Origin of the sequence: Pedobacter sp. R20-19 (assembly GCF_000708265.2) — a bacterium.
GTDB lineage: Bacteria > Bacteroidota > Bacteroidia > Sphingobacteriales > Sphingobacteriaceae > Pedobacter.
This window is the reverse complement of the sequence record NZ_JCKI01000010.1, coordinates 66,469-83,638: the sequence shown is the minus strand read 5'-3', so window position 1 is coordinate 83,638 and position 17,170 is coordinate 66,469. Positions and strand designations below refer to the sequence as shown.

Sequence of the window (17,170 nt, the reverse complement as noted above, 5' to 3'; positions counted from 1 at the left end):
AGATACTGACTTAAGACTTTTGGATTCGGATTAGAGACTTTCTGTCTCTTTTATGCATCAAACCTCGTTACTCCTGTAACTCCTCTTACTTTTAACAGGTTCTTAATTAAGTTTTCCAGGTGCTCGGTGTCATTAACGAAGATCATGATTGAGCCATCAAATATGCCTTCATTCGTATCAACAGTAATGGAACGCATATTTACTTTAAAGTCAGTTGAAATTACCCTGGTAATGTTATTGATTAAACCAACATCATCAATACCAACGATTCGTAAACCAGTTAAGAAAGTTAATTCCTGCTGTTTATTCCATTTTGCTTTCACCACCCGGTAGCCATAATTAGCCATTAATTGTGCTGCATTAGGGCAATTGGTTCGGTGAATTTTAATTCCGTCACTAACCGTAATGAAACCAAAAACATCATCGCCAGGAATAGGATTACAACAAGCCGCAAGCGTATAATCAATACGTTGCATGTCTTCACCTATTAGCAGTATATCAGATTCTCCACCCTTTATTTTGTTTTTTACGCCATCTACAGTTAAATTTTCAGGGCGTTCTGGTCCGCGGGTTTCTACTTCCTTCTCGCTATTTAAATATTCTTTAATATCTCTTAGCTCAATTTTTCCCAGCGCAACATTTACAAAAAGCTCCTGAGTGGATGGTAATTTAAAGAAGTAACTTAGTTTTTGTAAATTATCGGTATTGTAAGTGATTTTAAGCGATTTAAGCTTCCGCTCCAATATTTCCTTCCCATTATCGGCAATCTTTCTTTTTTCTTCTTTGAGTGATGATTTGATTTTGGATTTGGCTTTTGCCGTCACTACTATATTTAACCAATCTTCCTTTGGGGTTTGTTTATTGGAGGTGATAATTTCTACCTGATCACCATTTTGCAGTTTGTAAGAGATGGGAACCAGTTTATGATTCACCTTGGCTCCAATACAAGTTGCACCAACGCCAGTATGAATTTCAAAGGCAAAATCTAAAGCCGTTGCACCTAATGGAAGTTGAAGTAAAGCTCCTTTTGGCGTGAAAATGAAAATCTCATCAGAGAAAAGATTCATTTTAAAATCATCCAGAAAATCTAAAGCATTCGCTTCTGGATTACTCAGCATTTCCCTCACTTTTTGGATCCACTGGTCAAGGCCGTTATCATTGCTCGATTCTTTATATTTCCAATGCGCTGCAAAACCTTTTTCGGCAATTTCGTTCATTCTTTGCGTCCGGATTTGTACTTCTACCCATTGTCCGCGTGGGCCCATCACAGTGGTATGCAAACTTTCATAGCCATTTCCCTTTGGCGATGATACCCAATCACGCAAACGGTCAGGATTTGGACGGTATAAATCTGTTACGACAGAGTAGGCCTTCCAGCAATCTGCCTTCTCATTTTCATAGGCGCTGTCTAAAATTATACGGATGGCAAAAAGATCATAAACCTCTTCAAAAGGGATATTTTTCTTTTTCATCTTGTTCCATATAGAATGGATGGATTTCGGCCTGCCATACACATCAGCCACCAAGCCCTGTTCGTGAACAATTTCATCAATCGGTTCTACAAATTTTTTGATGAAAAGCGCACGTTCTGCTTTTTTCTCATTCAATTTCTTGGCAATAAACTTATAAGTATCAGGATCAAGATATTTCATGGAAAGATCTTCTAATTCTGATTTTATGGCATATAAGCCCAAACGATGTGCTAATGGGGCATATAAGTAAATGGTTTCTGATGCAATTTTCAGCTGCTTGTGGCGGGGCATGAAATCCATTGTGCGCATGTTGTGCAAGCGATCGGCCAGCTTAATCAGAATTACCCTTACATCATCAGCAAGCGTAAGCAGCATTTTTCGAAAATTCTCTGCCTGTAGCGAACTATTGGTATCAAATACGCCTGATATTTTGGTTAATCCATCAATAATTTTCGCGGTTTTTTTTCCAAATTCCCGTTCAATATCCTCAAGAGTGATGTCAGTATCTTCCACCACATCATGCAGCAAAGCGCAAACGATTGAGGTTGTACCTAGGCCAATTTCTTCTGCAGCAATTTGTGCAACAGCTATTGGATGATAGATATATGGTTCACCAGATTTGCGGCGCATATCTTTATGGCTTTCAAGCGCCATATCGAAAGCCTTTCTGATTTCTTTTTTATCTCCTTTCTGCAAAGTAGACTTGCTGGCCCGAAGTAAGGCCCTGTATCGCTTTAATATCTCTTGCTTTTCCGCCTCTAAATCAATCACTAACTCTGTTTTCATTTGTTTTTTTTGCGTAAAAATTTGCGTCTTATTTATGAATAAAACTTATATTAGTTGTGTTAGACGACTAATATATGAAATAACACCTAACTTTGTTAAAGTATAAATTTATGAATTTAAAAGGGCTAATCATTCTGTTTATTGTCATGATTTTTGGTGTCAAGCTAAAAGCCCAGGATGCTACAGCTCCGGTTTTTCCTAAAATGAGTAAGGCAGATACGATTAGGGTGGCTTCTACCAATGATAATGGAATAATGATTCCCTGGATGCAGCTTCAGGATGTGAGCATTTTTGCACATAGAATCTGGAAATCTCCGGCTGAACAAATGGCTTACAATAGGTTGCGCTACAATGTTTTAAAGGTAATGCCTTACGCTTTGTATGCCAAGCGCCGGTACCAGAAGCTGGAAGAAGATATTGCCCGCACACCCGAAAAAAAGGACCAAAAGAAACTGGTTAAGCAATGTGATCAGGAAATTAAAGACATGTTTAACCGTGAAATCAAAGAACTGACCATAACACAAGGCCAAATTTTAACCAAGCTCATCGATCGGGAAGTTGGAAGAACTACTTATGATATTGTAAAGCAAACCAAAGGTGGTTTTGCTGCTTTTTCTTATCAGATTGTTGCCCGTGTGGTTGGCCATAATTTAAAGAGTACTTACAACCCTAATGAAGATCGTGATATTGAATCGATCATCAGGACTTCAGGGTTTTATCAATAAATCAAATGCAGGAAAGCATTCCGAATATCTATTCTTTCAAGGTTAAGAAAATCAATGGGGAAGAACAACCCCTTTCCGCTTATCGGAATAAAGTTGTTTTAATTGTAAATACGGCATCTGAATGTGGATTTACTCCACAGTTAAAGGAACTGCAGCAATTAAAAGATGAAATTAACCATCCAGATTTTGAAATTTTAGGCTTTCCGACAAATGACTTTGGAAAGCAGGAGCCTTTGGCTGGAGATGATCTCGCTTCGTTTTGCGAAATTAACCATGGTGTAAAATTCCCTGTTTTTGATAAGATCATGGTTCGTGGTGAACATGCACATCCACTTTATCAATTCTTAAGCGATAAAAAACAAAATTTAAAATTAAGTTCTAAACCAAGATGGAACTTTCATAAATATATTCTGAACAAAAAAGGCGAACTGGTCGATTTTTATCTGCCCTTCACCAAACCCTTGAGTTCCAAGATTAAAAAGAAAGTTCAGCAGTTGCTGAACGAAAATGCCAATTAATAATCATGAAATTAGATATTTTAGTGATAGCTGTTCATCCTGATGATGCAGAACTTTGTTGTTCAGGAACAATTTTAAAACACATTGCTTTAGGTAAAAAAGTTGGCATTGTGGATTTAACCCGTGGTGAATTGGGTACCCGCGGAACTGCTGAAACCCGGGATGAAGAAGCTGCAGATTCTGCCAGAATATTGGGTTTACATGCCCGGGAGAATCTTCGTCTAAGAGATGGTTTTTTTCAAAATGATGAGTTTCATCGCCTGGAAGTGATTAAAGCGATCAGGAAATATCAACCGGAAATTATTTTAAGCAATGCATTAGAAGACCGTCACCCAGATCATGGCCGGGCCGGTGATTTGGTTTACGACTCAGTTTTTCTTTCTGGCTTACCTAAAATCGAAACAAAAATTGAGGGTGTGAATCAGGATGCACATCGACCAAGATTATTGCTGCAATATATTCAGGATCGTTATCTGAAACCAGATATCATTGTTGATATCTCGGAACATATGGATAAAAAGATAGAATCGATCAAAGCCTTTAAAACACAGTTTTACAACCCTGATGTGGATGGTTTGCAGACTTATATTTCATCTCCGGAGTTTTTTGAAACCTTAATTGGCCGTTCAAGAGAATTTGGTAAAAGTATTGGCGCAACCTTTGGCGAGGGATTTACTTCAAGAAAATTGTTAGGGGTAGATAACCTGTTTGATTTGAGATAGGGAAATTGTCATTCAGACCGCAGCGCAGAATCTTTAACATGTAATCACTAACGTAAACACCATGCGAATTTCCGGTTCGTACTGTCTGTTTGGTTTGCTTTTCTATAGGCTGTAGATTCTTCGTTCCTCAGAATGACAAAATCGGGTATCCAACAAAATCGCCCTTCATTTGTTACTCTCCAAACGAATAATCATGGCGAATATATTCTCATCACTCAAAAACGCATATAACCTTTTTAAACATGTAGATTTCGATAAGTTAGAAGCACTGTCTAAAAAGGTAGATCTTCCCAAAATGGTTGAAACGATTTCTAGTCTGGATGATAAACAAATTCAGGGCATGATGAAAATGATGGGCGGATCAGGTAAAAAGAGAGAATTGCCACCAATCGAAGGTGATTTTTACCACCTGGGCGACGAAGCTTTGAAAGATGAAGATCGTGCTTTACAATTAAAAGTTCGTGCCTTTTTAGAAAAAGAAGTGAAGCCCATTGTTAATCACTATTGGAACAAAGCTGAATTTCCGTTTGAAATCATTCCGAAACTTGCTGAACTTAATATCTGCGGATTAACCTATAAAGGTTATGGCTGTCCCGGAAAATCGAACTTGATGGAAGGTATACTGGCGATGGAGATGGCCAGAATAGATACATCAATATCTACTTTTTTTGGTGTTCAAAGTGGACTTGCCATGGGTTCCATCTATCTCTGCGGATCAGAAGCACAAAAACAGCAATGGCTGCCTTTAATGCAGCAGTTTAAAATTATTGGCTCTTTTGGATTAACAGAACCTGAAGTAGGATCTGCCGCTGCTGGTGGTTTAACCACAACGTGTAAAAAAGTTGGTGATAAGTGGGTGCTGAATGGTCAGAAAAAATGGATTGGTAACGCCACTTTTGCTGATATACTGATTATCTGGGCACGTGATGAAGGTGATGGTGAAGTAAAAGGCTTTATCGTAAAAAAAGATAACCCCGGTTTTGCTGTAGAAAAAATGCAGGACAAGATGGCCTTGCGCATTGTTCAGAATGGAATCATCACCTTAAGCAATTGCGAAGTTGAAGAAGCAGACCGTTTGCAAAATGCCAATTCATTTAAAGATACAGCAAAGGTTTTGCAAATGACGCGGGCAGGAGTGGCCTGGCAGGCCGTTGGTTGCGCCCTTGGTGCTTACGAAAATGCTTTGGAATATACCCGAACCCGGAAACAATTTGGAAAACCTATTGCCTCTTTCCAATTAATTCAGAATCATTTAGTAGAAATGCTTTCTAATCTTACGGCCATGCAAACTTTGTGTTTTAGGCTTTCTCAATTACAGGATCAGGGTTTATTGAAAGATGAGCACGCATCCTTAGCTAAAGTTTTTTGTTCGTTACGTACCCGTGATGTGGTAAGCAAAGCTCGTGAGGTGATGGGCGGAAACGGGATTTTGCTCGAATATAATGTGGCCCGTTTTGTGGCTGATGCCGAGGCCATTTACTCTTACGAAGGAACTAAAGAAATTAATACCTTAATTGTTGGAAGAGCAATTACCGGATTTTCAGCATTTGTTTAATCTCGAAATTTCTCCCGCAGATCAAGATGATTTTCGCTAATTTTTCTGCGGTTATCTTTTTGATCTGCGGGAAATTTTATAAAGGATATTTATTAAATGCCACCTGACTCATCGCACTTTTTTCATACAAGGCTATACAATCTTTATTGAATGAAGGATCGAAGTTTATAGCTCCGGGTTCCAATGTTTGAGGTACGTTTGCTTTTGCCATAAAGAAATAAACCTTTGTACTGCCATATTTGGTATGTGGCATTAAATTTCCATAATCTTCCATTTCTTTCCAAACAGAATCTTTAACGGTTACCACATAAATACGTTGTACTGGACCAGTATTATTCGCATTTCTATATTTAGTAACTTCTTTAAAGCCTGCTTTCATATCTTCTGTTCCAGGTTGATTAAAGGTATCTTTAACCATAAAGAAAACTAAAATAAGAACGATTGCCGTAATAACGTAAATAAGGGATTTTCTGCGCATGCTTACAATAAAGGCAATATTTTTTCCATAACCGTCAAGCCTTCGTCAATATGTTTTTGTTCGATACAAAGTGCTGGTCTGAAACGAATGGTCTTTTCACCACAACCTAAAAACATCACATTGTGCTCCAATCCTTTACTGATAAAAGTATTGCGCATTTCTTTATTTGGAAAGTCAAATGAGCAGAGCAAACCGCGTCCGCGAACATTGGTCATTTTATCATATTGCTGAGCAAGATTAGTCAGGTTGTCTTTTAGATACGAACCCACTTTTTCTGCGTTTTCGCAAAGCCGATCATCTGCTATGATTTGTAGAATTTGAGATGAACGCACCATATCAACCAGGTTACCACCCCAAGTAGAATTGATTCTACTCGGAACTTTGAATACATTTTTTTCCACTTCATCAACCTTGTTCCCAACTAATATTCCGCAAACCTGCATTTTTTTTCCGAAGGCTATAATGTCTGGTCGTGCTTTTTCACTAAAGTTCTGGTGACACCAGAATTTACCTGTTAAACCTACACCAGTTTGTACTTCATCGTAAATCAGGAATGCATCATTTTCATCAGCCAAAGTTTTCAATTGAATCAGAAACTCTTCACGAAGGTGATTATCGCCACCTTCAGATTGAATAGGTTCAATAATAATAGCACAGATCTCATCTTTATTTTCTGCAAAAGCCTTCTTAATCTGGGCTATAGATATTTCTTCGGTTTGGATCGCATGATTTAAATTTTCATCAGCTAGTGGAAATTTCACTTCTGGTACGGATACCCTTGGCCAATCAAATTTGGCAAACCATTTTGTTTTATCAGGTAAGGTATTGGTGAGGCTTAAGGTGTAGCCCGTTCTGCCGTGGAATGCCTTCTCGAAATGTAATACTTTAAATCCTTTTTCTTCCGTATATCCTTTGGCAAAGTTCTTCTGAACTTTCCAGTCCATGGCCACTTTGATGGCATTTTCGACAGCCAATCCGCCGCCTGCAATAAAGAAAGCATGTGGTAAATAATCTGGAATCCCAATTTTGGAGAAGGTTTCTAAGAATTGTGCATATTGCTGGGTATAAACATCAGAATTAGATGGGTTTGCCATCGCAGCCAGCAATAAATTTTTCTTGAAGTTTTCATCGTTTACCATTTTAGGGTGATTGTATCCCAACGGCACAGATGCAAAACAGGTAAAGAAATCGAGGAGTGTCCGGTTGTATTTAGCATCATAAATATAAGCACCATGACTTTTTTCCATATCATAGGTCAGGTCGAAGCCATCGGCTAAAATGTGCTTGCTTAATGATTCTTTAACTTGGTCGGCAGGTATGGTTAACTCGTACATAAACTTGGTTTTGGTATAATTCAAATTTAGTAAAATGTGCCTGGAATCAAAATTTAAGCACTTTTTACAAGAATTAGCCAAAAAATAGGTTTAAACTGTTTAAAGTATGATTATAGACAAAATCGGGTTTTAGACTTTATCGATGTGGAAAACTTTTTTGACTAAGCAACCAAGTAAATGATTGATGAAACGATAAGTATTACTGATTTGTACAAGTAATGTATTCAGGTATCGTAGAGCTAATATAATAATCTATATGTACATCCTCTCACCAGCGCGTTCATGCCGCATGTGAAAATATAAAATAATAGATCACGAGGCATTCAGGATGTGATTAAATTATTTATGAATTGATTGCTAGCGCACGCGTGCCGCGTGTGAAATATTATTATAACAATTCATACTGATTTTTTATTAATGAGCGCGTAGTTCTAGAGGTCTTTTTTTAAAAATATTAGTAAACGAAATCCCTGATAAGTAATAAAGCTATTTACAGTCGATACTCAAGCTTACCCAAATATTTAAAAACACAATTTTATTTAATGTCAATTTCCTATATTTAAATCAGAATAAAGTCCCGCAATTAAAACCATTATCCCACCAGCAATCCCATGGTAAATGGTTAATTCATCCCGCATTTTTTGAATAAAAAATTAACAGGATTACCAATTAACCTTAATATTTAACTAAAAACACTTTACCATGAGTTTAAGCAACAAGATTTCGATCGAAATCACCACAGAACAGTCTGCAGCCATTGCGGAAGCATTTCAACAGTTAAAAACGGTTTTAGCTCCGATGTTAGTGATCAATCTAACTGCTGAAGAGCGCCAATCGACACTTAAGATGGGTGATAAGACGCTTGCCTTTGTAAATAAAACCCTCGATTATGCCTTGCAAAACCCAACTTTGGTTCCTAACTATGTCGATTTAGGCGAAGCCAGGAAAAACAATAAACTTGCTGCCGATATCTATGGTATTTACCAGCAGCTAAGCATTCTGCTAAGAGCCGTAGAAGATACCGGTATGGTTGCGGGGAGCGAAGCTTATGAAGCTGCTTTGGTGATTTATCATTCTATAAAGGGTGCTAGCCGTTCTGACATCCCTGGTACACAGGTGATGTATGATGATTTGAAACAACGTTTCCCGGGGCGTGGTAAAAGTATTATAGCATCAGAACAATAATTCATTTTTTAAAAAAGCTCATTTTTGCTATTTAAAAGTACCTCTGAAGACCAATTTGGTGTTCGGAGGTACAAAAAGGGTTCTCCAAATAGAAACGAATACCCCAAAGATAGAAAAAGGTCACATCGAGCTAGAAATAAGATATTTACAGGTATAAAAAATTCTCTTGCAATTAGAAAAAATAAGTTTAAAGATATAAAAAGGTATTTTAGGGCTAGCATAAATAGCCTCAGAGAATGTAAAAGGTAGGTTGTTGAATGCAGAAATTAGATTTGCTATCATTGGCCGCTGACTGAAATCGTAAAACGCCTGTTTACATAAAATATTTGGTCGTAGATTTTAGTTATGACCTTTTTAATTAAAAAGACTAATGCTTTTCTGTGTTGTTTTAATCATAACTTTATCGTTTCAATATTTATTAATAAATTGATTTTGGAAACGCTATAGCACAATAACAGTGGAGATAAAAAGACCGATAACATTTTAATATAATGTAAATAATATAGAAATTCATGCTGCCTGCTTAATGCTGGTATTCTATTATTAAAAATTACTACTCATGAAATTTAAATTTTTAAAACCAATATTGGCGCTCTTCCTTGGATTATGTGCAACGAAATCGCAAGCACAATCAATCACCGAAGAAAAGTATAGACCTGCATTTCATTATTCACCACAGGCACACTGGATGAATGATCCCAATGGGATGGTTTATTATAATGGCGTATACCATCTTTTTTACCAATATTATCCAGGAGGAACAACCTGGGGACCAATGCATTGGGGCCATGCCACTACCCGTGATCTTTTTCATTGGGAAGAAAAGGCAATAGCACTTTATCCGGATAGTTTGGGCGCTATTTTTTCTGGCAGTGCGGTAATTGATAAGGATAATACCGCAGGCTTTGGCAAAAATGCTATGGTAGCCATATTTACGCATCATAACCAAAAAATGGAAGATGCTAAAACTGGTCGCCATCAATACCAAAGCCTGGCTTATAGTAATGATGAAGGGGCAACATGGCAAAAGTACAAAGGCAATCCGGTCTTGCCTAACCCGGGAATAACCGATTTTAGAGACCCAAAGGTGATGTGGTATGAGGCTGGGAAAAAATGGGTGATGACATTGGCTACAAAAGACAGAATTACTTTTTATTCTTCACTAAACTTAAAAGATTGGAAGCGGGAGAGTGAATTTGGTGCAAATTTGGGTGCTCATGGTGGGGTATGGGAATGTCCGGATTTGTTCCCTCTTAAAAGTAATGGAAAAACTTTTTGGGTACTTCTGGTGAGTATTAATCCTGGCGGACCAAATAAAGGCTCAGCAACTCAGTATTTTATTGGCAATTTTGATGGAAAGAATTTTGTGCCGAAATCAAAAGCGGTAAAATGGATTGATTATGGAACAGATAATTATGCAGGTGTAACCTGGTCTAATACCGGCAGCAGGAAAATTTTTCTTGGCTGGATGAATAACTGGCAGTATGCTAATCAAGTGCCAACCAAAGCCTGGCGTGGCGCCACAACCATTCCGAGAGAATTAACGCTTACAGACAAGAATGGTGATCTGTTTCTACAGTCTTTACCCGTAAAAGAATTTAATCCATTACTTAAACTTGTTTACAGCAAGAAATTTTTATCCGCTAGTAATGAATTGGATTTATCGGTAAACTTTAAACCGTTAAAAGGAAAAGTTAAGCTTAATGTTTCGATTGAAAATAAGGGAGACTTAAACATTATCCTGTCCAATAGTAAAGGGCAAAAACTGATAATAGGCTATGATGAAAAGAAAAACAATTATTTCATCGATCGAAGACAATCAGGCGAAACAGGTTTTGAGAAAGGTTTTGCAGCAAAACACGTGGCTCCAAGAATTGCTAAGGCTGAACAGTTAAAACTAAGCTTAATTTTGGATGAGGCTTCTGTAGAGCTTTTTGCAGATGATGGATTGACCGTTATGACGGATATTTTCTTCCCTGAAACACCACTAGAAACCCTTAAAATTCAGAAGAAACCTAAAAATAAATCCATCGGTGTTTCCCTCTGGAGTATTGATAAGAATGGTCATTAACCTACCGAAAAGCAGATAGAACTCACATCATTAGTGCACTATGGGAAGTAAAATTTATCCTTCATTCCCAACAAACCCAATAATCCACCGGTATGAATAGCCAGGATTTTATCTGTTGGTCGGATTTGATTTTGCTGATGTAAATCTAGAATGGCATAAAACATTTTCGACGTATAAACCGGGTCAATCAGCACCCCTGTTTCCTTTGTGAATTTTTTGATAAAGGCCAAAAGTGCTGGTGTAGTTTTCGCGTAGCCACCAAAATGATAATCGGTATGCAAAATTAAATGGTTTGAAATTTCGGTGTACCTGGCGATTTCATCGGCAATAAAACTGCCACCCTTTAAAACCGGAACAACATGGAGTTTAGTGTTTAAACCAGCATCCTGAATGCCCTTCAATAAACCTGCGGCTGTGGTGCCTGTGCCAGCAGCCACAAAAATATGATCGTAAGTTTTGGTGAGTTCTGAAATGATTTCACTACAACCTTGAACCGCTTCTACTGATGCGCCACCCTCATCAATAAAGTAAGTGCTGTCATCCGAATCAAAATATTGTTTATATAAATCAACTTTGTTTTTATAAGATTCCCTATCTACGAAAATGAGGTTCATTCCATAGAGAGAACAGATTAAAAGCATTTCATTTTTTACTTCTTCACCTCTCACAAAAGCCGTAGCCTGTGAACCAGAACGTGCAGCTGCGGCTGCTGTGGCCACCAGGTGATTAGAGTAAGCACCACCAAAAGTAACTAGGTGATTTTTTCGTTCTGCTTTTGCTTTTTGTAAAATGTATTTGAGTTTACGCCACTTATTTCCCGAAATATAGGGATCAATCAGGTCATCTCTTTTAACAAATAAATTGCTGAACGGATGAAAATCAATTTTTTGAACCGGACTATATATTTTTTCGAACACGTGTAAAATTAAAAAACACCTGATGATTTCAGGTGTTTTTTAATTTAAATGTTTAGTGCGTCTTTTATTGTCCGATGCCAAACCCTACACCAGCATTAACCATGCTGTATTTAGCTTGTGTATAAGAACCATAAAGTTTAAAAAACCCAAATTTCAATTGAAAACCTAAACTGGCTCGAATGCCATCGATGTCTGTTCGGTTAACCGAAACCGGATCTACATAGGTTGCTGTGGTTACAGGACTGGTTTCAAAACGATATGTACCCAATGCTTTCAAATTTGTTTTAGAAGTTTGGTATCCGACACTTGCAAAGGGCGTAAAAAACATAATTTTCTTTGAAACGATGGCATCTACATTAACTCCATTAAATCTGGCATCTATGCGCTGATCGGAATTTGCGTCGTTATTAATATTTAAGTCGAGGTTATATTTGTATTGGGTAAATCCTCCGGCTAGTGCGATATCTATGGGAATTAATTTTTCGGTTTTTCCTAAAATTAAGGGTAATAATTCAATCTTCGCACCCACACCAATCATAGAAATGCTTCCTAAATCGCTACCCAGTTTAATTTTCGGCATTGCCCTTAAGGAGATATCAATATTTTTGGGCAGACCTAAAGTGGCCTGAATTTGTGGTGAAGGTACAACATGAAAACCAACGCCTTGTGGCAGGTTAAAGAACTTTCCGGTTGGAATGCCATCACTGGTGTAAACTTCCATTCGGCCACCATCCTGATCTTGACCGAAAGCAGTTGGGCCGATTGATGATGCACCTGCTGCGGGTTTAATATTATTTAAACCTAAGGTGTTTACATCGTAAGATCGGTCTGATTGTGGTACAAATGCTGCGGATGCGGAAACCCTGACTTCAAATTTTAAAAAACCTTTTGATTTGGCAGTGTTGCTCCAGCCATCATTCAGGCCCTGACCTAAACCTTTATACAAAGGGTCAAAGTAAGCGTTAATCAGTTTGGTTGCATCTGCCGGACCGGAAACAAATAGGTTTCCAACATCTTTTTGCGCATTTGCCCGGGGTGCGAAAGCAAATAGCAAGAAAGCCAGAAGGGCTTTTACGTAGGGATTTTTCATGGTAGAATGGTTTAGAACGGTTTGTATCACTAAGATAGCCCAGTTTTTTTAATTATAAAATCATTTCGATAATCTTAGGGGTAAAAGTTTATTTTTGTAAAATGGAAAATGTGGTAGAATTGCAGGAATCAGAAGAGCAGGAATTATATGAACACTTAAAAATTGTTGTTGATAAAGGACAATCTTTATTACGCATCGATAAATTTTTAATGGTTCGTGTTGAAAATGCTTCTAGAAACCGCATTCAGAATGCCATTGATGCCGGTAATGTTCTGGTCAATCAAAAGCAGATCAAACCAAGTTATAAGGTTAAGCCTTATGATGAGATTTCGATCGTTTTGCCACATCCGCCCCGCGATACCGAAGTTTATCCTGAAAATATTCCTTTGGATATTATTTATGAAGACAGTGATTTATTGGTGGTCAATAAACAAGCTGGAATGGTGGTACATCCTGGCTTTAATAATTATACCGGAACCTTGGTTAATGCTTTGGCTTTCCATTTTGAACAACTACCACAACTGCCTGGAAATGATGGTCGACCAGGTTTGGTGCATAGAATTGATAAAGATACTTCAGGTTTGCTGTTGATCAGTAAGAATGAAAAATCAATTACACACCTGGCCAGACAGTTTTTTGACCACAGCATCACCAGAAAATACATTGCACTGGCTTGGGGTGATATTGAAAACGATGGAACCGTAACCGGCTATATCGGCAGAAGTGTGAAAGATAGGAGGGTGATGGATATTTATGAAGAGGAAGAAAAAGGAAAATGGTCTGTTACACATTACAAGGTTTTAAAACGTCTGGGATATGTTACCTTAATTAGCTGTGAGCTGGAAACTGGCCGTACGCACCAGATTCGTGCACATATGCAACACATTGGTCATCCGCTCTTTAACGATGCCATGTATGGTGGCGATAAGATTTTAAAAGGAACCACGTTTAATAAGTATAAACAATTTGTAGATAATTGCTTTGAATTATTACCAAGGCAGGCGCTACATGCACAAAGTTTGGGTTTTATTCATCCAACAACAAAAGAATATATGCATTTTGAATCGCCATTACCGGCTGATTTTAAAGCTGCTTTAACAAAATGGGAAAATTACATCGTCGCATCATAAAATATGTCTCAAGAGTACCTTTTATTTAATGATGAATTTCATCCCGTTGATGTTCCTGTTTTAACTACTTCCAATAGAGGTTTTAAATTTGGTGATGGGCTTTTTGAAAGCATGCGGATGATCAATCATAAGCTGCAGTTTGCAGATTTACATGCCGACAGGCTTGCTGCAGGGATGAAAGCACTGAAAATTGATGGTCATGTTTTAATGGATGATTATTTTCTTCGGCAGAAAACTGCAGACCTGGTTAAAAAAAACAGATGGAATGGAAATGTACGTTTCAGGCTTTCCGTTTATCGTCAGGGTGCAGGAGTTTACACACCAGAAAGTAATAAGTCTGGCTATGTTTTAGAGGGGATTCCATTAAAGGCTACCGACTATGAATTAAATACAAAAGGATTAATCATTGATGTTTTTGATGAAATGACTAAATCCATCAATAAGCTTTCGAATTTCAAAACCTCAAATGCTTTGCTATATGTAATGGCTGGTCTATTTAAGACGCAGAACCGATTAGATGAAGCAATTATTCTAAATCAAAGTGGCTTTTTATGTGAAAGCATCAGTTCGAACATTTTTGTTGTGTATGATAAGCAAATCTATACGCCTGCATTAACTGAAGGTTGTATTAGTGGTGTAATGCGTACCACGGTGATGCAGATTTGCAAAATGAATGATATTGCATTAATTGAAGCACAGATTAGCCCTGAAATTTTAAAAGAAGCCGAAGAAGTTTTTATCACCAATGCTACGCAAGGTATTCAATGGATTATGGGCTACGGCAGAAAAAGGTATTTTAATGAGTTTTCTAAATTTTTGAATGAGAAGCTGAATGCTTTGTAATTAAGGTTCATTTCTAAATTAATGAATTATCTACTTTTTTAACCATTAAATTTCATAGGCCTTAAAGTATCTAATTATTTTCACTACCATTATTTTAAGGAAGTATTGATCCACAATAATCTATGGTAGTCATTTTTTATTTTTTTTCTTCCTTGTGGTAGTGTGTTGTGATTTAAAATACAAATTTTTTCGATGTTCTATGTCGTAGCTATAATTATTTTATTTTTTTTAATGTAGTATTAGGTTGTATTTTAATTTTTTTTTCTATCTTCATTTACCTCTACTATACTAATCAAATTCTACAACTATTTTATGAATACTACATGTTCTCTGTTAAAGCAGTATACACTGGTTTTAATTTTATTATTTAGCACAACAATTTTTATTTATTCCTGTAAAAAGGATAAAGACAATCATTCAGTTTTAAGTGTAGAAGAAATTAAAAAGTGGTACATCACAAACGCTAATGCCTTTAATACGGAAAGTAAGATCTTTGAGCATAAAAATCCTGATTTTACAAAATCTTTCGCGGCTTTTAAAGATGGACAACAGGTAACCGAATTTAATTTTGATAGCCCTAATAAACTGGTTTTTGATAACGGAACATCTACTGATGCTGAAAAAGAAATAGCATTAGCCAATACTGAAGTTAGACTACTGTTTTTTAGCCCTATTGATACAAAGACAATTTCTGCTGCGGCTTTTATGGTTATTATTGGCAAAGAAAAACAAGATTTAACAAATGTGCATTATAAAGATTTTAATCAATTTAGTGGTCGTATCATATTTTATAATAGTAAGGGTGCCTTGGCAAATGGTTATGAAATCGAGCATGGGAATATTTTAAAAAGTTTTGGTAAAGCAAGTTTAAAACCTAATGAACTTCTAAATTTAAAACTTCATAACCAAGCCAAAATAGCTAGTGACCGTATAGCAAGTGGTACGAGATTAATGCTATACGATATTAATAGTAACTGTTTTGAATTCGTAACTACTTCAGAACAGGCTTGTGTTTCATTTAATGCGACAAGGTCTTTTTTAAATAAAACAGGAGTTGAAGAATCAAAGCGTCAAAAATTGATGGTAGGAAATGACATGTATTGTAAATGGATGATTAGTGGAGAATATGTAGGAAGTGAATGCCAAAGTAGTGGAAATGATGGAGGTTATAATGGAGGATCGGGAAATACCGGAGGGCAGGAAGGTGGTGGAAGTGGGAGCGGAGGGGATAATTCAAATAAAGAAATCATTGATAGTGTAAAAAACCCTTGTTTGAAAGCATCATTATCACTCGCAATTTCTAATGGGATTAATAATCAAATAACAGGTTATATGAATTCTACATTTGGTACATCGTCCCAAAAGAACTTGACATTTTATCAATCATCTACTTTAGCAAGTCAGGACGATGGTATTACAAATGGAAGTCAATATGATATTAATATTTATTTAAATTCAAATACGTTGCCAAGTTATTCTAAAGAATACACTATAGCAACTATCTATCATGAAGTCTTACATGCTTATTTAAATTCATTATTTCAGCCAAACTCAAATGGACAAACATTTATTAATATACCAAATCAACATGAATATATGGCTACAAATTATGTAACAGTTATTAGCAGTGCTTTAACATCTAAATTTCCTGAAATATCCTCATACGATGCTTGGGGTCTTGCTTGGGGAGGTTTACAAGAAACCAGTTTATGGGACGTTTTAACTGAATCAGATAAACAACAAATTATAGATATTAATAAGAACTACTCAAATAGAGGATCACTTAAAAAAGGTGATTATTGTAATTAAAGACTATGAAAGCAACATTTATATTACTCTTAATCTTATGTTTTTTTAAGGTTAAAGGACAAAACAAAGATTCTGAACAATTTATAAATGATTTTTATAAAGGTAATGACACAATTGTTTATTTTCAAATCATTGATAAATTCACACTTTCGCAATTAGAGAAGATTGTCTCAAAGGATACTTTAAGAGGTATTTTTGAAGATGATGATAAAAAATTTAGTCTTACTGGGTCAGAAAGATCTCAGATAAAACAAGAGTTAAATCAGATGCAAAAATATGAGTGGTCTTCAAAGCTATTTAAAAAAATAAAAGGCATCGCCGTTGATCCTGATTCTATTAACAAAAATCTAGGACATAATAAAATCGTGACTTTTAGTAAGCCAATTTTTCTTAGAGGGAAAAGATTTTGCCTTTTTTATAATGGTTATACTTGCGGTTCGAAATGTGGCCAGGGAAGATTTGTTTTATATAAGAGGGTAGCACAAAAATGGTTTCCCTATACGACATTATATAGATGGATTGCTTAATCCAACAT

General features: G+C 36.6%; 15 protein-coding genes. 10 read left to right on the top strand and 5 right to left on the bottom strand.

Annotated features, from left to right (window positions below; genetic code table 11):
• Positions 1-50: 50 nt before the first annotated feature.
• Positions 51-2,258, bottom strand: a complete 2,208-nt coding sequence (locus tag AN34_RS20785; protein ID WP_029288909.1) for a bifunctional (p)ppGpp synthetase/guanosine-3',5'-bis(diphosphate) 3'-pyrophosphohydrolase — start codon at positions 2,256-2,258, stop codon at positions 51-53.
• A 110-nt stretch (positions 2,259-2,368) separates the two neighbouring features.
• On the opposite strand from AN34_RS20785, the gene AN34_RS20780 reads away from it, so the two are divergent.
• The 4 genes from AN34_RS20780 (at position 2,369) to AN34_RS20765 (ending at position 5,778) form a co-directional block, all read left to right on the top strand.
• Positions 2,369-2,983 (top strand): DUF4294 domain-containing protein, encoded by a 615-nt coding sequence (locus AN34_RS20780; protein WP_029288907.1) that lies wholly within the window; start codon positions 2,369-2,371, stop codon positions 2,981-2,983.
• A gap of 5 nt (positions 2,984-2,988) precedes the next feature.
• Positions 2,989-3,501, top strand: coding sequence for a glutathione peroxidase (locus tag AN34_RS20775; protein WP_029288905.1), 513 nt, complete (start codon positions 2,989-2,991; stop codon positions 3,499-3,501).
• 5 nt (positions 3,502-3,506) lie between these two features.
• Positions 3,507-4,223 carry a bacillithiol biosynthesis deacetylase BshB1 gene (bshB1, locus tag AN34_RS20770; protein WP_029288903.1) on the top strand — a complete coding sequence of 239 codons (717 nt, stop codon included), beginning with the start codon at positions 3,507-3,509 and terminating at the stop codon, positions 4,221-4,223.
• Positions 4,224-4,416: 193 nt separating this feature from the next.
• Complete coding sequence (locus tag AN34_RS20765) at positions 4,417-5,778, top strand: acyl-CoA dehydrogenase family protein (RefSeq protein ID WP_029288901.1); 1,362 nt, start codon at positions 4,417-4,419, stop codon at positions 5,776-5,778.
• Positions 5,779-5,854: 76 nt separating this feature from the next.
• Here the strand turns inward: AN34_RS20765 and AN34_RS20760 are convergent, their stop codons facing one another.
• Positions 5,855-6,256, bottom strand: a complete 402-nt coding sequence (locus AN34_RS20760) for a hypothetical protein (RefSeq protein ID WP_029288899.1) — start codon at positions 6,254-6,256, stop codon at positions 5,855-5,857.
• A 2-nt stretch (positions 6,257-6,258) separates the two neighbouring features.
• Positions 6,259-7,590, bottom strand: a complete 1,332-nt coding sequence (lat, locus tag AN34_RS20755; protein WP_029288897.1) for an L-lysine 6-transaminase — start codon at positions 7,588-7,590, stop codon at positions 6,259-6,261.
• Between the two features lie 702 nt (positions 7,591-8,292).
• Between lat and AN34_RS20750 the strand changes: the two genes are divergently transcribed.
• Both AN34_RS20750 and AN34_RS20745 read left to right on the top strand, forming a co-directional pair.
• A complete protein-coding gene (locus AN34_RS20750) occupies positions 8,293-8,775 on the top strand; it encodes a hypothetical protein (protein WP_051666772.1) in 483 nt (160 codons plus the stop codon).
• Positions 8,776-9,334: 559 nt separating this feature from the next.
• A complete protein-coding gene (locus tag AN34_RS20745) occupies positions 9,335-10,846 on the top strand; it encodes a glycoside hydrolase family 32 protein (protein ID WP_029288893.1) in 1,512 nt (503 codons plus the stop codon).
• 38 nt (positions 10,847-10,884) lie between these two features.
• Here AN34_RS20745 and AN34_RS20740 read toward each other — a convergent pair whose 3' ends face one another.
• Positions 10,885-11,763, bottom strand: a complete 879-nt coding sequence (locus AN34_RS20740) for a 1-aminocyclopropane-1-carboxylate deaminase/D-cysteine desulfhydrase (RefSeq protein ID WP_036677769.1) — start codon at positions 11,761-11,763, stop codon at positions 10,885-10,887.
• A 64-nt stretch (positions 11,764-11,827) separates the two neighbouring features.
• On the bottom strand, positions 11,828-12,853 hold the full coding sequence (locus tag AN34_RS20735) for a DUF6588 family protein (RefSeq protein ID WP_029288889.1): 1,026 nt from the start codon (positions 12,851-12,853) through the stop codon (positions 11,828-11,830).
• 101 nt (positions 12,854-12,954) lie between these two features.
• On the opposite strand from AN34_RS20735, the gene AN34_RS20730 reads away from it, so the two are divergent.
• The 4 genes from AN34_RS20730 to AN34_RS20715 all read left to right on the top strand — a co-directional run bounded on the left by AN34_RS20730 (position 12,955) and on the right by AN34_RS20715 (position 17,162).
• On the top strand, positions 12,955-13,983 hold the full coding sequence (locus AN34_RS20730) for an RluA family pseudouridine synthase (protein WP_029288887.1): 1,029 nt from the start codon (positions 12,955-12,957) through the stop codon (positions 13,981-13,983).
• Positions 13,984-13,986: 3 nt separating this feature from the next.
• Positions 13,987-14,826 (top strand): aminotransferase class IV, encoded by an 840-nt coding sequence (locus AN34_RS20725; protein ID WP_029288885.1) that lies wholly within the window; start codon positions 13,987-13,989, stop codon positions 14,824-14,826.
• A 312-nt stretch (positions 14,827-15,138) separates the two neighbouring features.
• Positions 15,139-16,635, top strand: a complete 1,497-nt coding sequence (locus tag AN34_RS20720) for a hypothetical protein (protein ID WP_029288883.1) — start codon at positions 15,139-15,141, stop codon at positions 16,633-16,635.
• A gap of 5 nt (positions 16,636-16,640) precedes the next feature.
• A complete protein-coding gene (locus AN34_RS20715; RefSeq protein WP_029288881.1) occupies positions 16,641-17,162 on the top strand; it encodes a hypothetical protein in 522 nt (173 codons plus the stop codon).
• Positions 17,163-17,170 lie beyond the last annotated feature (8 nt).

Coding starts and splice junctions, on each gene's coding strand:
- AN34_RS20780 (WP_029288907.1), top strand. CDS start 2,369: ATGAATTTAAAAGGGCTAATCATTCTGTTTATTGTCATGATTTTTGGT.
- AN34_RS20745 (WP_029288893.1), top strand. CDS start 9,335: ATGAAATTTAAATTTTTAAAACCAATATTGGCGCTCTTCCTTGGATTA.
- AN34_RS20735 (WP_029288889.1), bottom strand. CDS start 12,853: ATGAAAAATCCCTACGTAAAAGCCCTTCTGGCTTTCTTGCTATTTGCT.
- lat (WP_029288897.1), bottom strand. CDS start 7,590: ATGTACGAGTTAACCATACCTGCCGACCAAGTTAAAGAATCATTAAGC.
- AN34_RS20725 (WP_029288885.1), top strand. CDS start 13,987: ATGTCTCAAGAGTACCTTTTATTTAATGATGAATTTCATCCCGTTGAT.
- AN34_RS20765 (WP_029288901.1), top strand. CDS start 4,417: ATGGCGAATATATTCTCATCACTCAAAAACGCATATAACCTTTTTAAA.
- AN34_RS20720 (WP_029288883.1), top strand. CDS start 15,139: ATGAATACTACATGTTCTCTGTTAAAGCAGTATACACTGGTTTTAATT.
- AN34_RS20730 (WP_029288887.1), top strand. CDS start 12,955: ATGGAAAATGTGGTAGAATTGCAGGAATCAGAAGAGCAGGAATTATAT.
- AN34_RS20760 (WP_029288899.1), bottom strand. CDS start 6,256: ATGCGCAGAAAATCCCTTATTTACGTTATTACGGCAATCGTTCTTATT.
- AN34_RS20775 (WP_029288905.1), top strand. CDS start 2,989: ATGCAGGAAAGCATTCCGAATATCTATTCTTTCAAGGTTAAGAAAATC.
- bshB1 (WP_029288903.1), top strand. CDS start 3,507: ATGAAATTAGATATTTTAGTGATAGCTGTTCATCCTGATGATGCAGAA.
- AN34_RS20750 (WP_051666772.1), top strand. CDS start 8,293: ATGAGTTTAAGCAACAAGATTTCGATCGAAATCACCACAGAACAGTCT.
- AN34_RS20785 (WP_029288909.1), bottom strand. CDS start 2,258: ATGAAAACAGAGTTAGTGATTGATTTAGAGGCGGAAAAGCAAGAGATA.
- AN34_RS20715 (WP_029288881.1), top strand. CDS start 16,641: ATGAAAGCAACATTTATATTACTCTTAATCTTATGTTTTTTTAAGGTT.